This is a genomic window from Flavobacterium seoulense, from assembly GCF_000695795.1.
Lineage (GTDB): Bacteria > Bacteroidota > Bacteroidia > Flavobacteriales > Flavobacteriaceae > Flavobacterium > Flavobacterium seoulense.
Genome location: NZ_JNCA01000020.1, coordinates 57,135 through 82,884, shown reverse-complemented (window position 1 = coordinate 82,884; position 25,750 = coordinate 57,135). Strand labels below are relative to the sequence as shown.

Genomic DNA, 25,750 nt, shown 5'->3' with positions numbered 1-25,750 from the left:
TTATCAATATTATTATGCTTCAACTACCGTAGAAGTTAAGCAATTACCAGGTTTAAATACTCCAATTTTGAGTGCTGTTATTCAGCCAACATCTACTGTAAGTACCGGAAGTTTTACAATTACTAACTATAATGCTTCATATACCTATTCAGCCATTCCGTCAGCTGGAGTAATCTTTTCAGGAGCTACAGTTACAGCACCACCAGGTAATTATATAATAGTGGCTAGTTTAGGAGGAAATAGCTCATCTCCATCAGCAAATGTTACCGTTAATGCCCAGCCAATTATTTACAATATTTTAAGTAATGAAAATTATATTCATACTATTACACCAACAACACCAACAACCAATGTTAATTCATTGAATAACAATGAAAAAATAGAAACTATAGCTTATTTTGATGGTTTAGGTAGACCCATGCAAAATATAGGTATCCGAGCTGGGGGCAATAGTCACGATATTATTACTCCTATCGAATATGATACTTTTGGAAGACAAGTAAAAGATTATTTACCCTATGCTGCTGTATCCGATGGAGGACTTTATAGAGGGAGTGCTTTGGCAGAGGTTATTCCGTATTATTCCAATAATTCTAAATACGAAAACACGACTAATCCTTACTCAGAGAAACAGTTAGAAGCTTCTCCGCTTAATAGGATATTAAAACAAGCTTCTCCGGGTTATGATTGGAGATTAGGGAGCGGTAATGAAATAAAATTGGATTATCAGAGTAATGGTGTTAATGAAGTAAAGAATTTTGGAGTTAGTTTGTCTTTTGCAGATGATACCTATACCCCAACATTGACAGGAGGAACAACTTCTTATAATGTCAATGAGCTGTACAAAACAGTAACGAAAGATGAAAATTGGCAATCAGGTCAGCTCAATCCTAAAGATCATACTACTGAAGAATTTAAAGACAAGCAAGATAAAATTATTTTAAAGCGTACTTATGATAATAATATAATTCACGATACTTATTATGTTTATGATGATTATGGAAATTTAACTTATGTTATTCCTCCTAAAGCCTCTGATTTAGGAGTGTCTTCTAATTCAGCTAACCAAAGTAATGTTAGCTCTACTGAATTAGTATCTTCAGGTAATACTTTGAACCTTACAGCAACAAATTCAATTACATTATCAGATGGATTTCATGCTCAGGCTGGTAGTACATTTACAGCAACAATAACAGGAACAGCTAATGGGAATACAAATGTTTTAGATGAACTATGCTATCAGTACAAATACGATTATAGAAATCGTTTAGTAGAAAAGAAATTACCAGGTAAAGAATGGGAGTATATAGTATATGATAAATTAGACAGAGCTGTTCTAACTCAGGATCCAAATTTAAAAGCTCAGAATAAATGGCTTTTTACCAAATATGATGCATTTAGCCGTCCTGTTTATACAGGATTAATAAGCAGTAGTAAAAGTAGGACTGGTTTACAAGGTGATTTAAATCTTGAAACAATTCATTTTGAAAGCAGAGGAACAACACCTCCATTAGACGGAATAAGTACTTACTATACTAATAATTCATTTCCTCGTACAGATATTGTAGAGCTTCATATTATTAATTATTATGATGATTATGATTTTGATAAAGATGGAGGTGTTTCGGAACCCGTCGGTACAAATCCACAAATTATACCAAGTACAGCTACGAAGTCATTAGCAACTGGAAGTAAAATCCGTGTTTTAGGAAGTTCTAATTGGATTACTAATGTTTTTTATTATGACGAGAAAGGTCGTCCGATATACAATTATTCTAATAATAATTTTTTAGGTTCAATTCAAAAAGTAAAAACAGATCTTGATTTTGTAGGTAAAGCAATGAAAACTACCACTAATCATACTAAAAATAATTTAACAACTACGATTATAGATAATTTTACTTATGATCATCAGGGACGTTTGTTAACACAAATCCAAAAGATAAATAACCAGGCAGAAGAACTGCTTGTTTCTAATGTTTATGATGAATTAGGTCAATTAAAAGAAAAAGGAGTAGGAGGGAAAACTACACAATCTCGTTTACAGAAAGTTGATTATACTTATAATATCCGTGGATGGTTGAAAGGAATCAATGATTCTAATTCAAGTAATAATGATATTACTATGGAATCTGGAGATTTGTTTGGTTTTAAAATTAATTATAACAATCCTTCTACTGGTACAGCATTGTTTAATGGAAATATAAGCCAAACCTATTGGAAAACCACTAATCCAATAGATACTAACCTGAAAAATTACAATTATAGTTATGACGCTTTGAATCGATTGACAGCTGCTCAATATTCATTGTCGACTCCTAATCGTTTTAACGAGAATCTTACTTACGATAAGAATGGAAATATCATGACTTTGGTTAGAACCGGAAATACTGACGCTAATGGAAGTGTATTTGGAACAATGGACAATCTGGCTTATACTTATTTGGGTAATAGATTAAATACAGTAGAAGATAGTTCAGGAAGTACCGAGGGATTTAAAGATGGAAGTCATACAAATCAGGAATATACTTACGACGATAACGGAAATATGAAGACTGATGCTAATAAAGGTATTACTGCTATAGCATACAACCATTTAAATCTACCAACAGATGTAACTCTTGGAGGAGGAACGATTCATTATGATTATGATGCTACAGGAGTAAAACAACGTAAGATAGCAGCAGGAACAGCCACAGATTATGCAGGAGGATTTCAATACGAAGGTGTTAATTTAAAGTTTTTTCCAACGGCAGAGGGATATGCTGAAAACAATAACGGAACTTTTTCCTATATTTACCAATACAAAGATCATTTGGGTAATGTGCGATTGAGTTATAAAGATGTAGGTACAACAACTCCATCTTTACATATAGTTGAAGAGAGCAATTATTATCCTTTTGGTTTAAAACAGAAAGTTACTGGTGAATTAATTAATAATAGTAGTTACAAGTATAAGTACAACGGTAAGGAGTTGCAAGATGAGAATATTGGTGGTGTTCAGTTGAATTTATATGACTATGGAGCAAGAAATTATGACCCTGCTTTAGGTAGATGGATGAATATTGACCCGCTGGCAGAGAAGTTCTCAAAAATATCACCTTACACTTACGTTGCTAATAATCCGCTCAATGCTATCGATCCTGATGGGAGAGACATAATATTCTTAACAAGAAATAATGACGGTTCTGTAAAAGAGCAGTTTAAATATCGTAATGGAAATTTTTATCATGAAAATGGTAAAAGATATAATCCAGGAAAAGAAGGCGTAAGCAAAACAATGTATAAAGTATTAACTGCATATAGAACAATTGAGAAGTCAAATGATAAAATACTTAAAAATCAGTTGCATACTTTAGAAAAAAGTGAACAAACACATTATGTAGAACAAAGTCCAAATAAAGAAAATGCTGTCACTAGTTTAAATCGAGATGCTTCTTATTTTGGTAAACCAGCAGGTACTCAGACTGAATATGACTTTGATGTTAAATATGATGGAGAGAAAAGTGATTTAGGAGTAGTAGCTCACGAAATGAGGCATCAGTTTGATCACGATATTGGTAACATGCAAGATAATGCTAAAGTAAATGATGCAAATGATCCATCAGAAATTAGAGCTGTCCATAATGAAAATAGAGCTCGTAAGTTAGAAGGGAAGAAACCTTTATCAACATATGATGGAAAGGAGATTGACCCTGAAAAATTAGCTAATCCACCAAATAATAGACAAAAATGAAAATAGCTAAAATTAGATTATTTGTACTTATTGGCATAGTTTTTTTAGTTTTTAGTTGTAAAAAAGAATTGATAAATGATGATTATTTTGTTAGAAATTTATCCAATGACAACAATTTTAATTTACCCTTGCACAATGAATCTTTGATGATTTTCATTAATAAGGGGAATACAGTATATGTAACCAGCTTAAGGCAGTTGTATTTTATCAAGGAGAATAATTATGGCGATTTTAAAAATTTTGATGATTTTTTAGTTAAAGCACTGAATAAAAATCTGTTGTCGAAATCGGATTTGATTAATAATTCTGAATTTAATTTTAAATTAAATGAGACAATATCAAACGAGTTCAAAGTAAATGGGTTGGATGGTTTAAAGAGTAAGTATTGTGAAAGTTCGGATTTTAAAGATAAGTTTTATTTGAGAAGTAATTTAAGTCCAGATATTAAAAAAAGCATTATGTATTTCTTTTTCAAAATGAATTATTATATAATGCAAAACGATTACTCAGGAAAAGATGTATTAATTGATAAAAATTTTAAAAAGTAGGTGATATACCCAAATGATGCTTGATTGTATGTAGTGTTTTATATTTAGTGATATGAGATTTTGTATTTATAATATTTTGAGGTAGAGCTATTAAGGTAAATAAATAATTTAAGATGAGCAATATTGCTCATCTTTTTTGTTTTAATATTGTCTTAAAAGCATTAAAATGAGAAAAAATGCTTCCCAATGTTCCATAGTTAGTGACTATATAAATTTTCTGTTTGTTGAGATATATAAGTTGCAAAAATTGAGTCGCTTTTTGTTGTTTTTATAGAATACTTTGAATTTTCCTTTTAGGGATAAAGACATCAATTGCCGAGAAAATATGATTGCGGTCTTCGGGTTCAAATTTAGAAACTTCTAGAATATGTGAACTGGTGTTTTTATCAATCTGTGCTCTTCTTTACCCGTAAGGTTGTCTAAGATACATCGTGAATCGGCAATTTTACGGGCAATATCAATGGAGGGAAAAACTTCGTTTCTCTCATACCTTCCCAATACACCTTTATGTATACCTAACTGACTGGCTAAGTCGATTTGGGATATATCTTTTTGTTTTAACTATTACTGTTTAGTATGGATATACTTCAAGTTTTTATATTTTTTTAATTTTTTATTTGTAGTATTAATATTGTAAATATTTCTATTTTTGTAAGAAATAATATGTTGAAAAAAATAATTCAGACATGAAAAAGAGTATTCTACTATTAACTATTTTAATTACATCATTGTCTATTGGACAAAATACATTTCCTTCTACGGGTAGTGTTGGTATTGGAGTTACAAATCCCAGAAGTAATTTAGAAGTTACTGATTGGACTACAGCATTATCAATTGGATCTACTAAAAACACTGAAGCTATGATAGACAATGAAGTGCTTGGTGCTATCAATTTTTACAAGCATTATAATATTGGTTATGCTGCATCTATTAAACTATTGCAAGCAGGGGATGGAAATCAATATTCTCCAGCACATTTGGCTTTTTATACAACCAGCGGAGGGAATGTATTTACAACAACTCCTGAAGAGAGAATGAGAATTACATCTTTAGGTGATGTAGGTATTGGCACAACAAATCCCGATTCTAAACTTGCAGTAAATGGGACAATTCATTCAAAAGAAGTAAAAGTAGATTTAAATGTTCCAGCACCAGATTATGTTTTTGCAAAGGATTATAAGCTAAGAACTTTACAAGAAGTCGAAAAATTTGTAAACCAAAATAGTCATTTACCTGAAATTCCCTCAGCACAAGAGTTCGAAAAAAATGGAATTCAATTGGCAGAAATGAACATGGCACTTTTGAAGAAAGTGGAAGAATTGACTCTATATATCATTAAGATGGAAAAAAATCAGGCAGAGCTAGAAAAAAGGATTTTAAATATTGAAGAAAAATAGAATTATGAAAAGGATTATTTTATTATTATTTGCTTTTATAATGCAAATTAATATTGCTCAAAGTATTTTTCCTACTGATGGAGAGAATGTTGGTATTGGAACTTTAAGTCCGATAAGTAAATTAACTTTAAATGGCTCTCTTACTTTAAACGGAGGATTAACTAATACTTCTTTGAGGCCTAGTGTTTCGGCTAGTATTTTGGTAAATGGAGAAATTAGAGGTTATAGTTATTCTGGAAATGGTGCCGATGATGGATTTTTAAGACTATCAGCTGGTGGAGGGACAAACTCGATTAAAACTTTTATTGATCTGTCGGGCTACTCGACGGTACCTGATATGATGGGGAATATAGTTTTTGGAACTTTTGGTAATGAAAGAATGCGTATTACTTCAAATGGTAATATTGGAATTGGAACAAATAATCCTGAAGGTCTAATAGATATGAAAAAAACTTCTACAAATGCAGGGGGACAAGCAGTCTTAAATTTAATTGGATCGACTTGGGCTGGGGATGGTGCTAGTCTGGTATTAAATCAACTCTGGAATGATAGATATTATAAAACAATTATTGATAATAATGGAAGTAATTATGGGCAGACAGGTTCAGGTTTAAAAATTCAAACATCATATTGGAACGGATCAGATGTTAGTAAAATTACTGCTTTATCATTGACACCAAGTGGCAATTTAGGAATTGGAAAAATAAATCCAGTAAATAAACTTGATGTAAATGGAACAATCCATTCCAAAGAAGTAAAAGTGGATATGACAGGCTGGTCGGATTTTGTTTTTAAAAAAGAGTATACTTTACCAACACTTGAAGAAGTAGAAAAACAGATTAATGAAAAAGGGCATTTATCAAACATTCCTAGTGAAGAAGAAGTTCTTAAAAACGGAATTAATCTGGGAGAAATGAATGCTAAATTATTGCAGAAGATTGAAGAATTGACTCTTTATGTGATTGAAATGAAGAAACAAAATGATACTATGAAAAAAGAGAATGAATCGTTCAAAAACAAACAGAAAGTTTTAGAAAAAAGAATACAAAAAATTGAAAACAAATAAAATGAAAAAATCACTGTTCATTATATTATTACTATTTATTTATAAAGCTGTTTTTGGACAAACATCTGGTAGCTTTAATGTTGGCGGGGATATTGATAAATTTTATCCTATAACTTTTTATGATGGAGGTTGGTACAACAATGCTCCTACAAACTTGATTTTAGGAAGAAGTAGTGTACATGAAGATAGTGCATGGAGAGGATCCTTAATGGCGGTATTTAATTTTCATGTAACTTCATGGGGACATGGTTCACATTTTATAGATGCAAATCTTAAACCAATTGTAGTAGCAGGAAATTCATTTGTGGCAGGCTGGCAAGATATTACCCCTACTGGATATGGTCAGGAAATAATAATTTGGTTAAGAGGTGGAGGTACAACCTATCATTACAAATCTAATTATCCTGTAAACCCAGTTGTTTATGATGGTGTTCAAAATACATTACCTTTTCAAGTATCTAATGGTGAACAATTGTCATATAAATCATCAATAGAGACTTATGCCACGACAACTGGAACATATCAAAATAGAAATGCTTATTTTATGGACAATGTAGGTATTGGTACAACAAATCCGAATAACAAATTAGATGTCAACGGAACAATCCATTCCAAAGAAGTAAAAGTGGATATGCTAGGCTGGTCAGATTTTGTTTTTAAAAAAGAGTATAATTTACCCACACTTGAACAAGTAGAAAAGCATATTAAAGAAAAGGGACATTTAGAAAATATTCCTAGTGAAGAAGAAGTTCTTAAAAAAGGAATTAATTTGGGTGAGATGAATGCTAAGTTATTACAGAAGATCGAAGAATTGACGCTTTATGCAATAGAACAAGGCAAGAAAATAAATGCGCAATCATTAGAAATAGAGGCTTTGCAAAAAGAAAATGAAAGTTTCAAAAAATTATCTCAGAGACTCTCAAGTATCGAAGAAGAATTAAGGACTAAAAAATAATTTTAAAATCAAAACAATGAAACATAAAATACTCTCTCTTTTTCTCTTAGTGTTCTTGTCTAATTTAGATGCACAAAACTTACAACCGACATCTAATATTTCTTCAGCAGGTGCTGTTGATACTTTTAATGGAGGTTATACTTTTTCTTATGTGTCAGCAGGTTCACCATGGAGCGGAGCTTTGATTAGCTTTGGTGGTCTTTCAAACCGATATGATTGTCAGATTAATTCTGACTACGGTCCAGATGGTGGAAATCATATTTCTTTTAGAACTAAAAATGGCGATTTGAATGTTTGGAATCCTTGGCACGAATTAGCAACAAAAGAGGCGAATACTTTTATTGGAGCGCAACATATTAAAGGAAACTTATTTTTAGATGGGTATAATGTAAATGATGAAATTGGTTTTGAATCACAAAATGGATTTCATAGAATAGCTTTTCATGAATTGCGATTTTGGGATTGGCAGACAGGTGAAGTAATGACAATTAATAATGGTAACGTAGGAATAGGAACAACTAATCCGACGTCATTATTAACTGTTGCCGGTAATATCAATTCACGAGAAGTTAAAGTTACTGTTGATGCAGGAGCTGATTTTGTTTTTGAAAACAGTTATAATCTACCTCCAATAGAATCTGTAAATCAATTTGTTAAAGAAAATAAACATTTACCAGAAATTGCTTCTGCCCAAGAAATGAAAACAGACGGGATTAATTTGGGAGAAATGAATATTAAATTACTTCAAAAAATCGAAGAGCTAACACTTTACCTTATTCAACAAAACAAAGAAATAGAGACATTAAAAAAAGAAAACGAATCTTTCCATAACTTATCTAATAGACTTTCGGTTCTCGAAGAGGAATTTAAAACTAAAAATTAGTGTTTTACATATCAATCTAAGATTGATATAATAGAAAATCATTTTTTTATCAACTAATTTTAAAAATCAAAATGGTTTTTTGTTACTTTTACTACAAAATATATATTAATGAAAAGAATTTTTTTTGTACTACTGCTAGTTGTTTTTTCAAGTTGTCAATCTACTCGAATTAAAAATGATACTTATAAAGTTTCTCCCAGATCGCCCGAATTAGGAAGTATTGGGCAATCCAAATCATTATTTGATTTACAAAATGATTTTGAAGAAAGAACACTTCCTAAATTAGAAAATAAAATAAGGGTCGCTATTGAAGTATTACCTTTTAATAAAAAGCTTAACAAAATATACACGGCTAAAGCAAAGTTCAATCAAAAACAATCAAAAATTGTTTATGTTGATAGTCTGCCTAATAAACCCGAACTACTTACAATAAGGCTGCAAGATGTGACGGGAATGGTAGCCGAATTGAATGCAGTACATAATGCTTCTGTTTTTAAATTATTAGTTGATACTCAAAAATATAAAATGGTATCAGGAATAGCTGTTAGTATAAATCCAGATGAGATTGCTAAAATTAGACAAGCCGATACTTATTATTTAATCAATTTACAAGAGAATAAATATGGTATCGCTTTATATAAGTCTGGTAAAAAAACAAGTACAATAGACATTAACTCAGAGGCTATTTTGGCTTATCAGTACAGTTCTTTTTGTTGGGCAATTTCAGAGAAAGGGAACTGGTACATTGCTGATATGGTAGAGGGTAATACCAACTGTAAAGGAAAGACTTATTCTAAGATTAAGAAAAAGAAAAAAGCAAAGAAAATGTTTGACATGTAGAGTGTTTTTTATACGATAAAGTAAAATTATAAACTCAAGTACTGTCATTTAAATAATAGCATGCTTTTAAAATCATCAATATGAAGAAAACTATACTTTCTAAACTTTTTTTCGGCTTTTTTTTAATCACTGTTACTTCTTGCGAAGAAATACTCTTGGAAACTGATATTTCTAAAAAAGAAGTACAATTAGTCGCACCTGCCAATAATATTAGTTTTAATGCTACAGGCGTTACTTTCACTTGGGAAGCTGTTCCTGATGCTACGAAATACCGTTTGCAGATTGCTAAACCCAGTTTTGAAAATCCCAGCCAAATTGTATTAGATACCACTATTACAGCGACTTCTTTCAATCAGCAACTTGCTATTGCAAATTATGAATGGAGAGTAAGAGCACTCAATAGTGCTTATGAAACAAATTATTCTAGTCGCTTTTTCTCGGTAGCTAATAATGATGATTTTCAAAGTAATACAGTGGTTTTGAATACTCCAAGTAATAATCTAATTACAAAAACACCACTACAAAGTCTATCCTGGCAGTCTATTATTGGAGCAACCAATTACCAATTACAAGTTTATGATAGTAGTAATACTATTAAATTAGATGAAACTCTGACTACAACATCTTATGATTATACTTTTCCAGAAGGAAATTACTCATGGAGAGTAAAAGCAACCAACGGCGAAAAACAAACATTATATACTTCCAGAACCATCTTAGTGGATAAAACCGTTCCGAATACACCAACTTTGGTTAGTCCGGTGAATGCAAGTACAACTTCTAATACTACCATCAGTTTTCAGTGGAGTAGAACTGCTATTCCAGGGAGTGCTGAAAAGGACAGTATTTATATTTATACTAACAGCACAGAGACTGCTCTAAAGCTAAAAGCAGAAGCTACAAGTCCTTATTCTAATACAACACTAACTACTGGAACTTATTATTGGCATACAAAAGCTTTTGATGCTGCAGGAAATACTAGTGCGAAGAGTACAGTATTTAGTTTTACTGTAAATTAATATACCTGTAGAATTTAAAACCTAGAAATAATACTGCTTTAAAAATGAAGAAAATATTTTTAATAATTCTGTTTTATCCGCTCTTTTGTATTTCACAAGTTAATGAGATTAATTTTAATCATCAGAATTTTAACTTTTCAAATCCGCCCAGGACAAATATTAATCCTATGTCGATTAAACTTTTAGATAACTATACTAATGGAGGTCTAACTAATTATGGAACTATTCTAGAAATTTATGGATTATATGCTCATCAAACGAGTCAATTATATTTTGGAGGTTGGGATAATTATAAAATAAGATATAGAGAAGCATTTTATGGACAAAATACATGGAATGATTGGATTACTATGCTTGATTCTAAAAATGATGTAGAATCTAGTGGTAATTTAAAATTAACAGGAAATGCTAATAGTTATATTTTAAATGGAAATTTAGGTGTTGGAACAAATACTCCAAACAACAAACTAGATGTTAATGGGAAAGCTCATATATACAATTTTCCTTTGATTGTAGGTAATGATTTTCCATCAGATCAACCATATCGTTTTGCAATGTTTTACGATAATACAATGAGTGGAAATTCAAAATATATAAATTTTGGAAAAAACAATACAATTTATAACTGTGGAGAACTAGCCTTTAATCATGTTAGTGATAATTCTTCAGAAAATTTTATAAGTTTTGGGGTTTATGGTAAAGGAGCAATGTATATTAAAGCTGATGACAGAATTGGAATTGGTAATTCAAGTCCTAAAAATGCCCTTGATGTAAACGGAACCATCCATTCAAAAGAAGTCAAAGTAGATATGACAGGCTGGTCTGATTTTGTTTTCAAGAAAGAATATAATTTACCAACTCTTGAAGAAGTTGAAAAACACATAAAAGAAAACGGGCATTTAGAGAATATACCAAGTGAAAAAGAAGTTTTGGAAAACGGAATTAATCTGGGAGAGATGAATGCAAAACTGCTTCAGAAGATTGAGGAACTCACTCTTTATATGATTGAACAAGAAAGGAAGAATCAAAATCAATCTGATGAAATTAATTTTTTAAAAAAAGAAAATCAATTATTTCAATCTCTTCTCAAAAGAGTTGAAAAACTAGAAAATACGTCAAAGTAGAATTTAATTTTATGAAAAATAAACTAATCTTTATTCTAGTAATTACTTTTTCATTCTCAGTAAGTGCTCAAATTTATACCCCTGATGGAATAGTTCAAGGAGAATCAGTTAATAATAATGTAGGGATAGGTACTAGTAGTACAGATGCAAAACTTACTATTCAAGCTGGACCAAACGGTTATCCCACTCCTTTAAAAGCTATTAGCATTTGGGGGCCAAATTCACCTACAAATTTTAATTCGGCACAGGATATAAGTTGGGATTTTTCTGCTGCTGGATCAGCAGTTATTCGTAGTTATAGAGGTGGTAGTTGGGATACATATTTACAATTTTTAACCAACAACTTCCCTGGTAATGTACCTGAGGTTCGTTTACACATTAATGGAGATGGAAATGTAGGTATTGGAACTACTAATCCTTCTAATTTACAGGGGTGGAGCAGAGTATTAGATGTTTCTGGAATTCATGATTCAAAGATTTTAGCAACTTCCGAAAATTCAACATATAAAGTGGGTATTTTTTCACATAATCATAATTGGTATGGAGGTGGTGGTTTTGTTGGTACAGAAAGCAATCATTCCTTACATTTTATAACTAATTATAATCCTAAAATGTCAATTTTGACTAATGGAAATGTTGGAATAGGAACAATAAACCCCACATCAAAACTAACAGTAGCCGGAAATATAGCTTCGCGTGAAGTAAAAGTAACTGTAGATGCTGGAGCTGATTTTGTTTTTGAAAAAGATTATGATTTACCTACGTTAGAATCTGTCGATAAATTCATTACAAAGAATAAACATTTACCAGAGATTGCTTCTGCAAAAGAAATGCAGAAAGATGGAATTAATTTATCTGAAATGAATATTAAGCTTTTGCAAAAAATTGAAGAGCTAACGCTGTATGTAATTGAGCTAAAAAAAGAAATTTCAAATCAGAAAGAAAAAATTACAATCATCGAAAAACAAATAAAAAGCCAAGTATCCAAATGAAAAAAAATACAGTCTATTCTATAATAATATTTTCTTTTTCGAGTATTTTTTATGCTCAAACTTCAACAACTTTAGGTGTCAGTGATACCCGATGGGTTAATGATAGTCCTAATTTTTTTGAGCATGCTATAAGAGCCGATTTTAAAGAAAGGAGTTATATAGGAGTTCCTGGTGATGGTACATATTCTACAACTCTTAGTATTGCACAATGGGAGGATACTAATAATTCTGGTGACAAAAACCATCAATTAAACTTTAATAATGGCGGTATTTTTTATAGGAATGCTTTTCCACTAGATTCTCAATGGAATACTTGGAGGCAATTATTAATGACTAATACAAACGGAAACGTTGGAATTGGAACAAATAATCCACAATCTAAACTTCAAATAGGAGAATTTAATAATGGAGGGATTACAAAAATATCTATACCCGGAGTCTATAATTTCGAGGAAATTAGATTGGGTCAATATGGTAATGGATTAAGTGGATTAGAAATGATTACTCACACAGATCAAACTAAATCATTTGGTGTGAGATTATATGCAGGAACTGACACAGGTCTAAATGGTTTATTATTTCAAACAGCTGATCCAGTAAATTCAATTCAGGAATTAAATTATTCTACAAAGCTTTCAATTAGTCTTAATGGAAATGTTGGAATAGGCTCAATAAATCCTCAAAATAAACTAGATGTCAATGGTACAATTCATTCCAAAGAAGTCAAAGTAGATATGACAGGCTGGTCAGATTTTGTTTTCAAAAAAGAATACAATCTACCAACTCTTGAAGAAGTGGAAAAACATATTAAGGAAAACGGGCATTTAGAGAATATTCCAAGTGAAAAAGAAGTGCTAGAAAATGGAATTAATGTTGGGGAAATGAATGTTAAACTACTTCAGAAAATAGAAGAGTTGACTTTGTATATGATTGAAATGAAAAAGGAAAATGAGATGATGAAGGATAAGTTACAAAAAATGGAAAAAAGAATTGGGACAATAAATTAACTGACATGAAAAGAATACTTTACATTATAACCTTAATTGCTATTACACAATTATCTAAAGCTCAAAGTAATGTTTTTCCTGATATAGGAAATGTAGGTGTAGGAACTACTGGTCCTCAATCTAAATTGCATGTACAAAGTAATTTGCAAAGTAATACCGCTTCTAGAGGTTATTCTGCTGCTACATTTCAAGGAAATGATGGTATCTTAACAATTGGACAATTACTAGGTTTAGGTAGTGATAATTATGGAATGTGGTTGCAATCTCAGTCATCATCTGAGACTGTACATCCATATTTTCCATTAACATTACAACCAATCGGAGGAAATACAATTATTAATCCCAGTACAGGGAATGTTGTAATAGGGACTACTACTGTTAATAATTTAGGTAGATTTCAGGTAAATGGTGGAGCTTATTTTAATAGTGATATAAGATTATTAACGGGTGTTAATACAGCCGACGTTAGTTATGGGGTGGGTAAAGAATTGTCCGAAGGAAATTCAGCATTTTTTGGATGGAGATATAATAGCGGAAATCCTTATGCATTCATAACTACTTATGGCGAAACTACACCGTTAACGTTAATGCCTGATGCTGAAGGAAAAGTTGGTATTGGTACAAGTAGCCCCTTTACTAAATTTCATTCCTATGGAAGTTTATTTACTGTAGGTAATGAATCAACATATTCGGCTTTGTTTTCTAATAATTCAAATAAAGGTGTTGTTATAGGATACGATACTACTAATGATATTGGGCATATTGGTTCTATTAATCCTTCAGTAAAATGGACAGATTTAGCTTTAAATGTAAATGGAGGTAATGTTGGTATAGGTGCGACTTCCCCATCTCAAAAATTAACCGTTGACACAAGGCAAATATCAGCAAATTCGGGAGTGCCAGCAAATGTTGGTACTAATCAAAATGGGATAATGCGTTTACAAGTAGATGGTAATAGTTGGGGAGAAATATTAGATTTTGGAATGAATGTACTACCTTCCTATGCTTGGCTACAAGCTACAAATAGAGGGAATTTAGGGATTAATTATAGTTTGTCATTAAATCCTAATGGTGGTAATGTTGGAATTGGTACTACAACACCAGATTCTAAATTAGCTGTAAACGGAACTATTCATTCTAAAGAAGTAAAAGTAGATATGACAGGCTGGTCTGATTTTGTTTTTAAAAAAGAGTACAATTTACCAACACTTGAAGAAGTAGAAAAACATATTGCCGAGAAAGGACATTTAGAAAATATCCCAAGTGAAGAAGAAGTGTTGAGATACGGAATTAATCTTGGAGAAATGAATGCTAAGTTGCTTCAGAAGATTGAAGAATTGACTTTGTATGTAATTGAAATGAAAAAAGAAATAACAACATTAAAAGAGAATAAAAAATGAAAAAAATAATATTTGTAGCATTCGTAATAATCTCATGTAAAGTTTTTTCTCAAATTAATTCTCCAAATGGGAATAATATATTTTATTACAATGGTTTAGCCGATGTGACTTTTAAATTTCCTGAGAGAGGAGTTGGAGGAAGAGCATTTGTACATTATCCTAATAATATCTTATCTATAAATTACGCAAGTGATTTTACTGGTGGGACATTAATTGGTGATGGAGTTTTCTTTAAAGACGGAGGTAATTCATATATAATGTCTGGAAATTTAGGAATTGGGACAACTAATCCTCAATGGGGACTTTTACAATTGAATTGCACCAACGATATCTCAACAGCTTTACGGTTGGATGTAGGAGGATTTTCAATGGGAGGACAGGCAAAATTTATGATTGATGCTCCTGGGATAGGAGGTGGAAGATTTACAGTTTCTGAATCAGGAAATATTGGCATTGGTACACCAAATCCGAATAATAAACTTGATGTAAATGGAACAATCCATTCCAAAGAAGTAAAAGTGGATATGACAGGCTGGTCTGATTTTGTTTTTAATAAGGAGTATAGTTTACCAACCCTTGAAGAAGTGGAAAAACATATTACAGAAAAAGGCCATTTACAGAATGTTCCAAGTGAGAAAGAAGTTTTGGAGAATGGAATTAATTTGGGTGAAATGAATGCAAAACTACTTCAGAAAATAGAAGAGTTGACTTTATATTTAATTGAGCAGAATAAATTTATGGAAAAATTAAAACAGGAAATCGAAATTTTAAAAGAGCAAAAAAAATAATTTATGAAGAAAATATTACTTCTTGTATGTGTTGTAATGACTGTTAATACATTCTCTCAAATCAATTCTCCAAATGGAGATAATTTTTTTTACTATAATGGTGCAGCAGATGTTACTTTTAGATATCTGCCACGCGGAAATGGAGGAAGAGCTTTTGTTCATGCAGATAATAATGTCTTGGCCTTAAATTTCCTGGGTGATTTTACAGGTGGAACCTTGATAGGGAATAATGTTTATTTTAAAGATGGTGGTAATTCTTATATATCTTCTGGAAATTTAGGTATTGGTACATTTAATCCTGCTGTAAAATTAGATGTTATTTCAGATGATGTAGCTGCTTTCTTTAGATCTAGTCTGAATACAGTTCCAGTAAGTATTATCAATACGGGAAATCCTATTTCGACTATTGGATTTAAAGGATCAAATTCAACGAATGAATATAATGTTCGCGTAGGAGCAAATGGAGAAAGTTTTATTGCTTACACAAGTAATACCGAAAGAATGCGAATCGATTCTAATGGGAATGTTGGCATTGGAACTGTCAACCCACAGAGTTCACTTGATGTTAATGGTTACTTAACGACATTTGGAGGTCCTAATTCGAGTGATAGCTTTTTTAGTTGGGGTTCAGGAAATGGAAGTTGGGATATTAGACCAAACGATACTAATGGTAAACCATATATTATTCAAAATCATACAGGGTTAACCTTTAATGCTCATTCCTTTTATGGAGGAATACGTTTTTATAATCAGGGATATCCATCGTTATATAATTCTACATTAGTTATGTCAGTTGTTAATGATAGGGTTGGAATAGGTGTTATAAATCCAGATGAAAAACTTACAGTAAAAGGTAAGATCCATACGCAGGAAGTGCGGGTAGATATGTCTGGACCATTAGTTCCGGATTATGTTTTTGCTAATGATTATAAACTGAAATCATTACAAGAAGTTGAAAATTATATTAAACAAAATAATCATTTACCAGAGATTCCATCATCTCAGGAAATTGAAAAAAATGGTTTAATGCTAGCCGAAATGAATATGAATTTATTAAAGAAGATTGAGGAATTGACTTTGTATATGATTGAAATAAAAAAGGAAAATGAAAAACAAAATGAAGAAATAAAAAATCTTAAGAGAAAATTAGAAAATTAAAAAAAAAGAAAAATGAGAATACAGAATTTACTTCTTTGCATTGCTCTAAATTTATTTCAAATTATAAAAGCACAAACTTTTGAATTACATAATTCGATAAACTTTAGTGATCTTAATGATGGACGTGATTTGCCAGATGGAATAACATGGTTTAAACCTGGAGCATTATCTTATGGTATTTACAGAACCAATGGATCATGGTCAAGTCCTAATTATCAGCAATTAAAGCTTTCTTTTGATACTGGTATTATAATCGATGGCGGTTATCAGCATGGCAGAAGTGGAACTGTTCTACAGCCAAACGGAGGGAATGTTGGAATTGGAATGGATAATCCTAGAGCTAAACTTGATGTATTTGGACAAATAAACAGTCATAATGCATCATTTGGACAATTTGATGCATTAACAAGTACTAAAAATTATGCAAACTTTAGTTCTGATAATCACGGTAGTGTACTAATTTCTTCTAATTTATATTTTTCTAGTAATAATTTTCTAAAAATTGCAAATTCTCATGGTTCAATATCTGGAGGAGCAATTCTAATACCAGGTAATGGACAATTGAATCAAGGTAAAATTTTATTTTATACAAATGAACCAAAATCTGTTTTACAAGATCAGGATTATACAGGTAATCTTTCAATGGCTATTGCAGGAAATGGCAATGTTGGAATTGGAACTACAAATCCCACATCAAAACTTACCGTTGCAGGAAACATTGCTTCACGAGAAGTAAAAGTAACAGTTGATGCCGGAGCTGATTTTGTTTTTGAAAAAGATTATGATTTACCTTCATTAGAATCAGTAGATAAATTTATTAAAAAAAATAAACATTTACCTGAAATTGCTTCTGCCAAAGAAATGCAAAAAGATGGTATCAATCTTTCTGAAATGAATATTAAGCTTTTACAAAAAATTGAGGAACTTACTTTGTATGTAATTGAAATGAAAAAAGAAAATGAAAATATGAAGAAGGAAAATGATTTAATGAAAATTAATCAAATGGAGTTAATGGTTAGAATTAAAAATATAGAAAATAAGTAATTATGAAAAAAAAAGTATTTGTACTGTTTTTTCTTTTATGGGCAGATAGTTTAATTTTTGCTCAAAATGATTTATCGTCTACACACGACGTAACTTTAGGAGTTCAAGGGTATATAGGTAATGCATTAATGTTTCAGGGCTGGGGAGAAAATCATTTTATTAGAAATGAATCTATAGATAATACTGCTAATGGCCGTTCACGCCTAAGAATGTATTTAACTGATGATTGGGCATACGACCAAGGGTTTGAAATTTTAGCCAAAAGATATGATGGGCCTTTACGAACGTTACTTTATATTCCAGGAGATGGTAGTCAAACAAACTTTTTTAGTGGAGCTTCATTTGGAGGTAATGTAGGCATTGGAACAATAAACCCCACATCAAAACTAACAGTAGCAGGAAATATTGCTTCACGAGAAGTAAAAGTAACTGTCGATGCAGGAGCTGATTTTGTTTTTGAAAAAGATTATGATTTACCATCATTAGAGTCTGTCGATAAATTCATTAAAGAAAATAAACACTTGCCTGAAATTGCTTCTGCTGAAGAGATGAAAAAAGACGGAATTAATTTATCTGAGATGAATATTAAGCTTTTGCAAAAAATTGAGGAGATGACACTCTATATGATTGAGATGAAAAAGGAGAATAAATTACTTAAAAGCACTCAGAAATTATTAGAAGAAAGAATACAAAAAATAGAAAACAGATAAAGATGAAAAAAAAAATACTTGCAGCTGTACTCATTTTTTTTATAAAATATTCTTTTGGACAAATATCAGGTAGCTTTAATGTTGGCGGTGATATAGATAAATTTTATCCAGTTACATTTTATGATGGAGGTTGGATTAATAATGTTTCAACACAATTAACAATTGGCCGGAGTGATACACATACAAACTCATTATGGAGAGGAGCATTAATGGCTGATTTCACTTACCATGTTAGTAACTACGGTCATGGTGCAAATTTTATTGAAGCAAATCTAGTGTCAACATCTTCTTTTGTGGCTGGCTGGCATGATGCAACACCTAATGGCACTTGTTCGTGTATTATTATATGGTTAAAAGGAGGTGGTTCAACTTATTATTATCAATCTAATTATGGAGTAAATCCAACAGTTTACGATGGAACTCAAAATGGTTTACCTTATAACGAGGTAAATGGTCCTTCTCATAACTTCAAAACATCAATTGAAGAATATGCAACAACATCAGGAATGTATCAAAATAGAAATGCTTATTTTGGATCGAATGTAGGTATCGGAACGACCAATCCAACGTCAAAATTAACAGTAGCAGGAAATATTAATGCTCGTGAGGTAAAAGTAACTGTTGATGCGGGAGCTGATTTTGTTTTTGAAAAAGATTATGATTTACCTACGTTAGAATCTGTAGATAAATTTATTAAAGAAAATAAGCATTTACCTGAAATTCCCTCTGCAACAGATATGCAGAAAGACGGAATTAATTTGTCTGAAATGAATATCAAACTTTTACAGAAAATTGAAGAAATAACTTTATATATAATTAGAATACAGAATAGGTTGGAGATTTTAGAAAAGAGAATTGAAGCATCAAATTAATTTTATGAAAAGAACATTTTATTTTAGTGTTTTAGTTGGTTTTGTACAAATATTACAAGCCCAAAATATTTTTCCAGCAAATGGGAATGTTGGTGTAAATACACCTTATCCAGAAACATTACTTAATGTAAATGTTGGTGCTGGTGGGTTAAACGGAACTGCCGGAGTTAGAATTGGAGGACTTAGTAATTATTCAAGTTTAGAATTTGGTATTGATGGCGATTATGATGGAATGATTAGAAGTTATGGAAATAATATAAATTATTATGCAGGTCATTGGAAGACTAAGGGGAGTTTTGCTTCAGAAAATCATAGTCATAACTGGTATACATCAAAAAATGGATCTTCTGACTGGTCTTCTGTTAAAATGATTTTAAATGAAAATGGCAATTTAGGAATTGGAACGTCAAATCCACAAAACAAACTAGATGTAAACGGCACAATTCATTCCAGAGAAGTAAAAGTAGACATGAATGGCTGGTCAGATTTTGTTTTCAAGAAAGAATATAATTTACCTACCCTTGAACAAGTAGAAAAACATATTGTAGAAAAAGGACATTTAGAAAATATCCCGAGTGAAAAAGAGGTTATGGAAAAAGGAATTAATCTGGGAGAAATGAATGCTAAACTGCTTCAGAAGATAGAGGAAATGACTTTGTATATGATTGAAATGAAAAAAGAAAATGCCGAAATGAAAAAAGATATATTTTTATTAAAAACTAAGCGTTAATAAAACAACAACAGCTAGTTTTATTATTTATCACTCAAGTTTCGTTTTCAAAAATATACTTTTTTTGAAAACGAAAACAACCAATTGTATGTAGTTGCTTTACAATTAAACAAACTTAAATAATATGAAAAGAAATATTTTAGTCGCTGGATTTTTCATTGTTTGCATTATAAATAATGTTAATTCTCAAAATATTAACTTCCAAAGTGCTTATAATAATATTGAATGGCCAAATGAATTAGGTGTGAAAGGAGGAATAACAGGTGATGATTACAGCTATAAGAGATTAACTCTTTATCATGGTCATAGTATTGTTTTTCAAACTGGATTGAATTCTCCTGATTACCATAATAATCGAATGTTTATAAACAATGAAGGGAAAGTAGGAATAGGTACTGAAAATCCAGACGAAAAACTTACAGTAAAAGGTAAAATTCATACACAGGAAGTACGGGTAGATATGGCCGGACCATTAGTTCCGGATTATGTTTTTACTAATGATTATAAATTAAAAACACTTGAAGAAGTAAATGATTATATTAAGAAAAACAATCATTTACCAGAAATTCCATCAGCTCAGGAAATTGAGGAAAATGGTTTCATGTTGGCAGAAATGAATATTAAGTTATTAAAGAAAATTGAAGAAATGACACTTTATATTATTCAACAAGACAAAGAAATAAAAGCACAAGCAAAGGAGATTAATAGTTTTAAAAATGTATTCGAAAGACTTTCTAAAATAGAAGAAAAATTAGAAACGAAATAGTAATTTCGGAAGTTGAAAAAAAGTAGGACATTCACATTGCTCTAAAACTTAAGAATAAAGAATAATAATGAAAAACAAAAAAAGTATCTATATTCTGCTGCCACTAGTATTGTTAATATGGGGTACAGTTATGTATCAACTTTTTTCCTTTAGTAGTTCAGAAGATATGCCATTGGTAATATCAAATGGAATTAGCCTAAAACCAATAAAGATTTCGAAAAGAGATTCTTTTGCTATTAATACGGATTATAGAGATCCTTTTTTAGGAAAAATGTATAGTTCAGAAACAGTAAAAAGTGCTAAGAAGAAAACAACACCAAAAAAAACAGAACCTCTTGTTTGGCCAACTATACAATACAAAGGAATTGTTTCAGACACTAAAGAAAAATCAAAAATATTTATGTTGGTCATTAATAATCAAACTCATTTGATGAGAAAAGGACAAACAGAAAATGAAATCTATCTAAAGGAGGGAGATAGAGAATCAGTATATGTCAAGTACAAAGGACAATTAAATTTGATATTGATAGAAGATTGAAACTAGCCATTAAACTTAAATCCGGGGCGTTACAATTTGCTGTTTTTGTAGCGGTAGTAATTGCGCTGCTTTTAGGTGGACTCATGCTGTATGCCTATACTTTTGGATACATGAAAGAACAGTCAAAAGGAGCAATCGAAAACATTCAACTGGCGGATGACGGTATTAATTATTTATTAAACTCAACCGAATTGAATTCGAATGATACTTTAGCACTTAAGTTAAGAGAAAAAGAAAACCAGTCTGTAAAAGTTCATTTATCACAGTGGGGAGTTTTTCAAAAAGCAGTTGCTTTGGCACAATTTCGAAAAAAAAAGTTTATAAAAACAGCTATTCTAGGGAGTTCAATAGATGCAGCAACAGCATCCACTTTATTTTTACAAAACACTTATAATCCATTAACAGTAGTTGGGAATACAAAAATAAATGGAAATGCTTTTTTGCCAGAAGCAGGAATAAAATCAGGTTATATCGCTGGAAATAGTTACTATGGTTCGCAGTTGATTTATGGTAATGCTGAAAAAAGTACTGATGTGTTACCAGCTTTGGATACTAATACTTTAAAAGGTATTGTTTTTTATCTTAAGGATTATCAACCTATTAATCAACAGGATTATATTAGTATTGATCATGCTAAAAAAACAATTCAATCTTTCAAAGAAAATACAAAATCGGTTTACAGTAAAGAAGCCATTGTAATAGAGAATCAATACATTTCTGGAAATATTATTATCAAATCTGATATTTTAATACAAGTAAAAAAAACAGCCATTTTGAAAGATTTGATTTTGATTGCTCCTAGTATAGAAATTGAAGATGAGACAGAAGGAAACTTTCAGGCGATTGCTTCTAAAAGAATTTCAGTTGGTAAAAATTGTGATTTGCGTTTTCCTACGGCTTTAGTGGTATATCAGGAAAATAAAGAGCAATTACCAATTTATTCAGGCAACACAACTGAAATTCCCATTTTTATAGATACAGCCACAAGTTTAAAAGGTAGCGTATGCTATTATCAGGATAAAGAAGAAACTGACTTTAGTACGCAAATAAAAATTGAGGAGCAAGTAAAACTTAAAGGGCAAGTATATTGTAAAGGGAATTTAGAGTTAAAAGGAACCGTTTCAGGATCGGTTTATACCAGACAGTTTGTAGCCAATCAGGCAGGATCAATATTTGTAAATCATCTTTATAATGCAGTGATTGAAAATGAAAATATTCCGAAGTTCTACGGAGGAATTATTTTTGAAAAAGAACCTAAAACAGTTCTGAAATGGTTATACTAAAAAAAATAAAATCAGCAACTCTGGTAGAAGCTATTGTGGCAACAGTACTCATCGTAATTGTATTTATTGTAGCGAGTTTGATTTTGAATAATTTAGTATTGAATACCTATTCTAAAAACACGCATGCAATAGAAAACAGGATGAACGAACTGAAATATGAAATTCAAAATAAAGTAATTGAATTACCTTATGAGGAAAACTATAAAGATTGGCAAATTGAAATTAATAATACTTCTGAAGAATCTGAAAAGGAAATAATCATTACGGCAACAAATGGAAAAGACAATAAAAAAATAGTGAGACATCATGGAAATCTCCAAAACTAAAACGCCTTCGTTTACTTTACCGGAACTACTGGTAGTTATGATTATAACAGCCATTGTAGTAGGTATGGCTTTTAGTGTTTTGCGATTGGTTCAGAATCAAATTCATGCCATTCAAACCAATTTTGAAAAGACAAGTACTTTGGCTCTTTTCGAACAGCAATTATGGCAGGATTTTAATGATAAGAATGATATTCGGTTCCATGAAACTGAAAATAGTTTACTAATGGAATCAGAGATGGATACCGTTGTATATTCATTTCAGGAGAATTATATTCTAAGAAATACAGATACGATTAAATTAAAATTACAGCTTAATAAAATGTTTTTCAACGGAAAAGAAGTACAGGGAGATACAATAGATGCAATCTCTATTTCAGGAAAAGCAGAATTACCCGATTATGATATCTTTGTTTCCAAGAAAAATGATCTAACCCTTTTTATGAATCAGCAAGATGGCCTTTAAACTCAATACAGCTCCAGCTAAAAATACTATTGCTTTGTCTCAAAAGAAAAGTAGTATAGAAACTTTATTGCAAAAAGAAATTGTTTTGTTTGGCTCGGGTTTTAATAATAAAAAGAAACAGGCTTTCTATCAGGAATTAGCTGTATTACTTCAGGCAGGAATTAACTTCAAAGAAAGTTTGACACTTATTGTAGAATCCCTGAAAAAACAAGCTGATAAAGAATTGATTCAAAATGTATTGAATGATCTGATTAATGGAAAGCCTTTTTCGGAAGCTTTATGGTCTTCTAAATCCTTTTCAGAATATGAATATTATTCGATAAAAATAGGGGAGGAAACTGGAACTACTGCGCAGGTATGTCAGGAATTAGGACGTTTTTTTGAACGTAAAAATGAACAAAAGCGAATTATCATAGCTGCATTAACCTATCCTTCTATTGTAATGACAACGGCAATTTTAGTAGTTGTATTTATGTTGAGTTATGTGGTTCCCATGTTTCAGGATATCTTTAAACAAAACAATGTAGAGTTACCAGCATTAACTAAAATGATTGTAAAATTATCCGAGCTAACTAAAACTTACGGTTTCTATGGATTATTAATACTCTTTTTACTTTTGATATCAAGTCAAGTTTTTAAAGACAATGACCAATTTAAGAAAACGAGTCATTACGCTTTGTTGAAAATCCCTATTTTAGGAAGCTTTATAAGCAAAGTATATTTGGCTCAATTCACTCAGGCTGTTGCACTGTTAACTACAGCCAAAGTTCCTTTGCTAAATAGTATTCAATTAGTAAAAAAGATGATTCGTTTTGTTCCATTACAGGAAGCTTTAGAAAAAGTAGAATTAAGTATTCTAAAAGGAAACAGTTTAAGCGTAAGTCTAAAAGAAAACCCCCTTTTTGATAACAGAATAATCTCTTTGGTAAAAGTAGCCGAAGAAACCAACCAAACCGAATATGTTTTTAAACAATTAAGTGAGCAGTACAATCAGGAAGTAGTACAGCAGTCTAAAACGATGACTACGGTTTTAGAACCTTTTATTATTCTTTTCGTTGGAGTGTTGGTTGCAGTTCTGTTAGTAGCAATGTATTTGCCTATGTTTCAGTTAAGTAGTGCGATTGGGTAAATCAATTAAATTTTCAATTTTCATAATAATTAAAAAATCACTAAAAGTGGGTATTGTATCTTGTCTGAAAAAACTTCAATTTTATAAGTCAATCACGCAAAGATATGGTAGAGATAAACAATTTAGATGAATTATATGATTTAATCACTAATGATGAGTTTGTAGAAAAATTTAATATTGTTTACAAACCAGCAGATGCACTGGCAAAGACAGATGAAAAGGAAAGTGAAATTGCTAAAGACATTTCTGCATTTGCAAATTCAGAAGGTGGAATTATAATTTATGGAATTAAAGAATTTAATAAAATTTCTAGAAATAACTTTCAGAAAAATATTGATCCAATTGATAGTGTTACTTTTAGTAAAGATTGGTTTGAAAATGTAATTAATGGCAATGTTTTTACTCATATTGAAAATCTATATATTAAACAGATTTACTTAAATTCAGATAAAAATGATGTTGTTTATATTGTCATTATTAATAAAAGCTATACTGCTCACCAGACTTCAGATTATCGTTATTATAAGAGAAGTAATTTTGAAAGTATTCCAATGCGTGATTTTGAGATTCGAAATGTAATGAATCGAAGTAAAACTCAAAAAGATAAATTAGATTTTGAAATTCAATCTCCGCTTCCTGCATTACAGTTGTTTAATGATAAAGATAAACGTAATACTAAAAAGAAAAAAAGCTCAAATGCTTTATACGTTTATGGGCGAGATGTAGATGAGTATATGCAAATTATGCTGGCTGTAATTTAGATAATACTGTAACAGGAAAAGTAATAAGTTGCAGTATGATTTAAAAAATGCCATAGTTGATTTATAAAAAAAAACTATACTTGTTAAAGTTAGTACTGTAATTACTGTTTTAGAGTCTGTTTATGATTCCTCTACAGTTGTGTTGTTGGTTGTTTTCTGATTTAGTGATGTATTTACTAGTGTGTTCAGTTGAGTACTGCGATTGGCTGAGTTGA

The 25,750-nt window shown here is 30.9% G+C and carries 26 protein-coding genes; 25 read left to right on the top strand and 1 reads right to left on the bottom strand.

Annotated elements, in window-relative coordinates; genetic code table 11:
• Both FEM21_RS11050 and FEM21_RS11045 read left to right on the top strand, forming a co-directional pair.
• A partial coding sequence (locus FEM21_RS11050; RefSeq protein WP_051627576.1) for a DUF6443 domain-containing protein occupies nt 1-3,736 on the top strand: 3,736 nt, incomplete at its 5' end.
• Nucleotides 3,733-4,284, top strand: a complete 552-nt coding sequence (locus tag FEM21_RS11045; protein ID WP_035660386.1) for a hypothetical protein — start codon at nt 3,733-3,735, stop codon at nt 4,282-4,284. The genes FEM21_RS11050 and FEM21_RS11045, both read left to right, overlap by 4 nt.
• Nucleotides 4,285-4,644: 360 nt before the next feature.
• Here FEM21_RS11045 and FEM21_RS16740 read toward each other — a convergent pair whose 3' ends face one another.
• Nucleotides 4,645-4,797, bottom strand: a complete 153-nt coding sequence (locus FEM21_RS16740; RefSeq protein WP_236353614.1) for a hypothetical protein — start codon at nt 4,795-4,797, stop codon at nt 4,645-4,647.
• Nucleotides 4,798-4,970: 173 nt separating this feature from the next.
• Here FEM21_RS16740 and FEM21_RS16295 point away from each other — a divergent pair, with 173 nt between their 5' ends.
• From FEM21_RS16295 to FEM21_RS10930, 23 genes are all read left to right on the top strand, one after another.
• The gene (locus tag FEM21_RS16295; protein WP_051627575.1) at nt 4,971-5,681 is read left to right on the top strand and encodes a hypothetical protein; all 711 of its coding nucleotides are present in this window, start codon (nt 4,971-4,973) and stop codon (nt 5,679-5,681) included.
• Nucleotides 5,682-5,685: 4 nt separating this feature from the next.
• On the top strand, nt 5,686-6,747 hold the full coding sequence (locus FEM21_RS16290) for a coiled-coil domain-containing protein (protein ID WP_051627574.1): 1,062 nt from the start codon (nt 5,686-5,688) through the stop codon (nt 6,745-6,747).
• Between the two features lies 1 nt (nt 6,748).
• Nucleotides 6,749-7,702 (top strand): hypothetical protein, encoded by a 954-nt coding sequence (locus FEM21_RS16735; protein ID WP_236353611.1) that lies wholly within the window; start codon nt 6,749-6,751, stop codon nt 7,700-7,702.
• Nucleotides 7,703-7,718: 16 nt separating this feature from the next.
• On the top strand, nt 7,719-8,585 hold the full coding sequence (locus tag FEM21_RS11025; RefSeq protein WP_152547397.1) for a hypothetical protein: 867 nt from the start codon (nt 7,719-7,721) through the stop codon (nt 8,583-8,585).
• A 108-nt stretch (nt 8,586-8,693) separates the two neighbouring features.
• Nucleotides 8,694-9,425 (top strand): hypothetical protein, encoded by a 732-nt coding sequence (locus FEM21_RS11020; RefSeq protein ID WP_035660385.1) that lies wholly within the window; start codon nt 8,694-8,696, stop codon nt 9,423-9,425.
• Between the two features lie 80 nt (nt 9,426-9,505).
• Entirely contained in the window at nt 9,506-10,444 is a 939-nt protein-coding gene (locus tag FEM21_RS11015) for a hypothetical protein (protein WP_035660384.1), read from the top strand.
• Nucleotides 10,445-10,488: 44 nt separating this feature from the next.
• The gene (locus tag FEM21_RS16610; protein WP_201448291.1) at nt 10,489-11,568 is read left to right on the top strand and encodes a hypothetical protein; all 1,080 of its coding nucleotides are present in this window, start codon (nt 10,489-10,491) and stop codon (nt 11,566-11,568) included.
• A gap of 11 nt (nt 11,569-11,579) precedes the next feature.
• Entirely contained in the window at nt 11,580-12,560 is a 981-nt protein-coding gene (locus tag FEM21_RS16275) for a tail fiber protein (RefSeq protein ID WP_051627570.1), read from the top strand.
• Complete coding sequence (locus tag FEM21_RS11000) at nt 12,557-13,567, top strand: prefoldin domain-containing protein (protein WP_051627569.1); 1,011 nt, start codon at nt 12,557-12,559, stop codon at nt 13,565-13,567. The genes FEM21_RS16275 and FEM21_RS11000 overlap by 4 nt, the downstream gene beginning before the upstream one ends.
• A 5-nt stretch (nt 13,568-13,572) precedes the next feature.
• Nucleotides 13,573-14,967, top strand: coding sequence for an autotransporter outer membrane beta-barrel domain-containing protein (locus FEM21_RS16605; protein WP_051627568.1), 1,395 nt, complete (start codon nt 13,573-13,575; stop codon nt 14,965-14,967).
• Nucleotides 14,964-15,755, top strand: a complete 792-nt coding sequence (locus tag FEM21_RS16265) for a hypothetical protein (protein ID WP_051627567.1) — start codon at nt 14,964-14,966, stop codon at nt 15,753-15,755. Before FEM21_RS16605 ends, FEM21_RS16265 begins: the two co-directional genes overlap by 4 nt.
• 3 nt (nt 15,756-15,758) lie before the next feature.
• Nucleotides 15,759-16,913 carry a tail fiber protein gene (locus FEM21_RS16260; protein WP_152547396.1) on the top strand — a complete coding sequence of 385 codons (1,155 nt, stop codon included), beginning with the start codon at nt 15,759-15,761 and terminating at the stop codon, nt 16,911-16,913.
• A gap of 12 nt (nt 16,914-16,925) precedes the next feature.
• The gene (locus FEM21_RS16255; RefSeq protein ID WP_051627565.1) at nt 16,926-17,957 is read left to right on the top strand and encodes a tail fiber protein; all 1,032 of its coding nucleotides are present in this window, start codon (nt 16,926-16,928) and stop codon (nt 17,955-17,957) included.
• 2 nt (nt 17,958-17,959) lie between these two features.
• Nucleotides 17,960-18,667, top strand: a complete 708-nt coding sequence (locus tag FEM21_RS16250) for a hypothetical protein (RefSeq protein ID WP_051627564.1) — start codon at nt 17,960-17,962, stop codon at nt 18,665-18,667.
• 2 nt (nt 18,668-18,669) lie between these two features.
• Nucleotides 18,670-19,539: a tail fiber protein gene (locus FEM21_RS16245; protein WP_051627563.1), complete on the top strand. Its 870-nt coding sequence runs from the start codon at nt 18,670-18,672 to the stop codon at nt 19,537-19,539.
• 4 nt (nt 19,540-19,543) lie between these two features.
• The gene (locus tag FEM21_RS16730) at nt 19,544-20,269 is read left to right on the top strand and encodes a hypothetical protein (protein ID WP_051627562.1); all 726 of its coding nucleotides are present in this window, start codon (nt 19,544-19,546) and stop codon (nt 20,267-20,269) included.
• A 124-nt stretch (nt 20,270-20,393) separates the two neighbouring features.
• A complete protein-coding gene (locus FEM21_RS16235; protein WP_051627561.1) occupies nt 20,394-21,035 on the top strand; it encodes a tail fiber protein in 642 nt (213 codons plus the stop codon).
• A 67-nt stretch (nt 21,036-21,102) separates the two neighbouring features.
• The gene (locus tag FEM21_RS10955) at nt 21,103-21,573 is read left to right on the top strand and encodes a hypothetical protein (RefSeq protein WP_035660383.1); all 471 of its coding nucleotides are present in this window, start codon (nt 21,103-21,105) and stop codon (nt 21,571-21,573) included.
• Complete coding sequence (locus tag FEM21_RS10950; protein WP_035660382.1) at nt 21,570-22,856, top strand: hypothetical protein; 1,287 nt, start codon at nt 21,570-21,572, stop codon at nt 22,854-22,856. Before FEM21_RS10955 ends, FEM21_RS10950 begins: the two co-directional genes overlap by 4 nt.
• Entirely contained in the window at nt 22,844-23,182 is a 339-nt protein-coding gene (locus tag FEM21_RS10945) for a hypothetical protein (RefSeq protein WP_035660379.1), read from the top strand. Before FEM21_RS10950 ends, FEM21_RS10945 begins: the two co-directional genes overlap by 13 nt.
• Nucleotides 23,163-23,645, top strand: coding sequence for a PulJ/GspJ family protein (locus tag FEM21_RS10940; protein ID WP_081824686.1), 483 nt, complete (start codon nt 23,163-23,165; stop codon nt 23,643-23,645). Before FEM21_RS10945 ends, FEM21_RS10940 begins: the two co-directional genes overlap by 20 nt.
• Nucleotides 23,635-24,774, top strand: coding sequence for a type II secretion system F family protein (locus FEM21_RS10935; RefSeq protein ID WP_035660377.1), 1,140 nt, complete (start codon nt 23,635-23,637; stop codon nt 24,772-24,774). Before FEM21_RS10940 ends, FEM21_RS10935 begins: the two co-directional genes overlap by 11 nt.
• Nucleotides 24,775-24,878: 104 nt before the next feature.
• On the top strand, nt 24,879-25,535 hold the full coding sequence (locus tag FEM21_RS10930; protein ID WP_051627560.1) for an AlbA family DNA-binding domain-containing protein: 657 nt from the start codon (nt 24,879-24,881) through the stop codon (nt 25,533-25,535).
• Nucleotides 25,536-25,750: the final 215 nt, after the last annotated feature.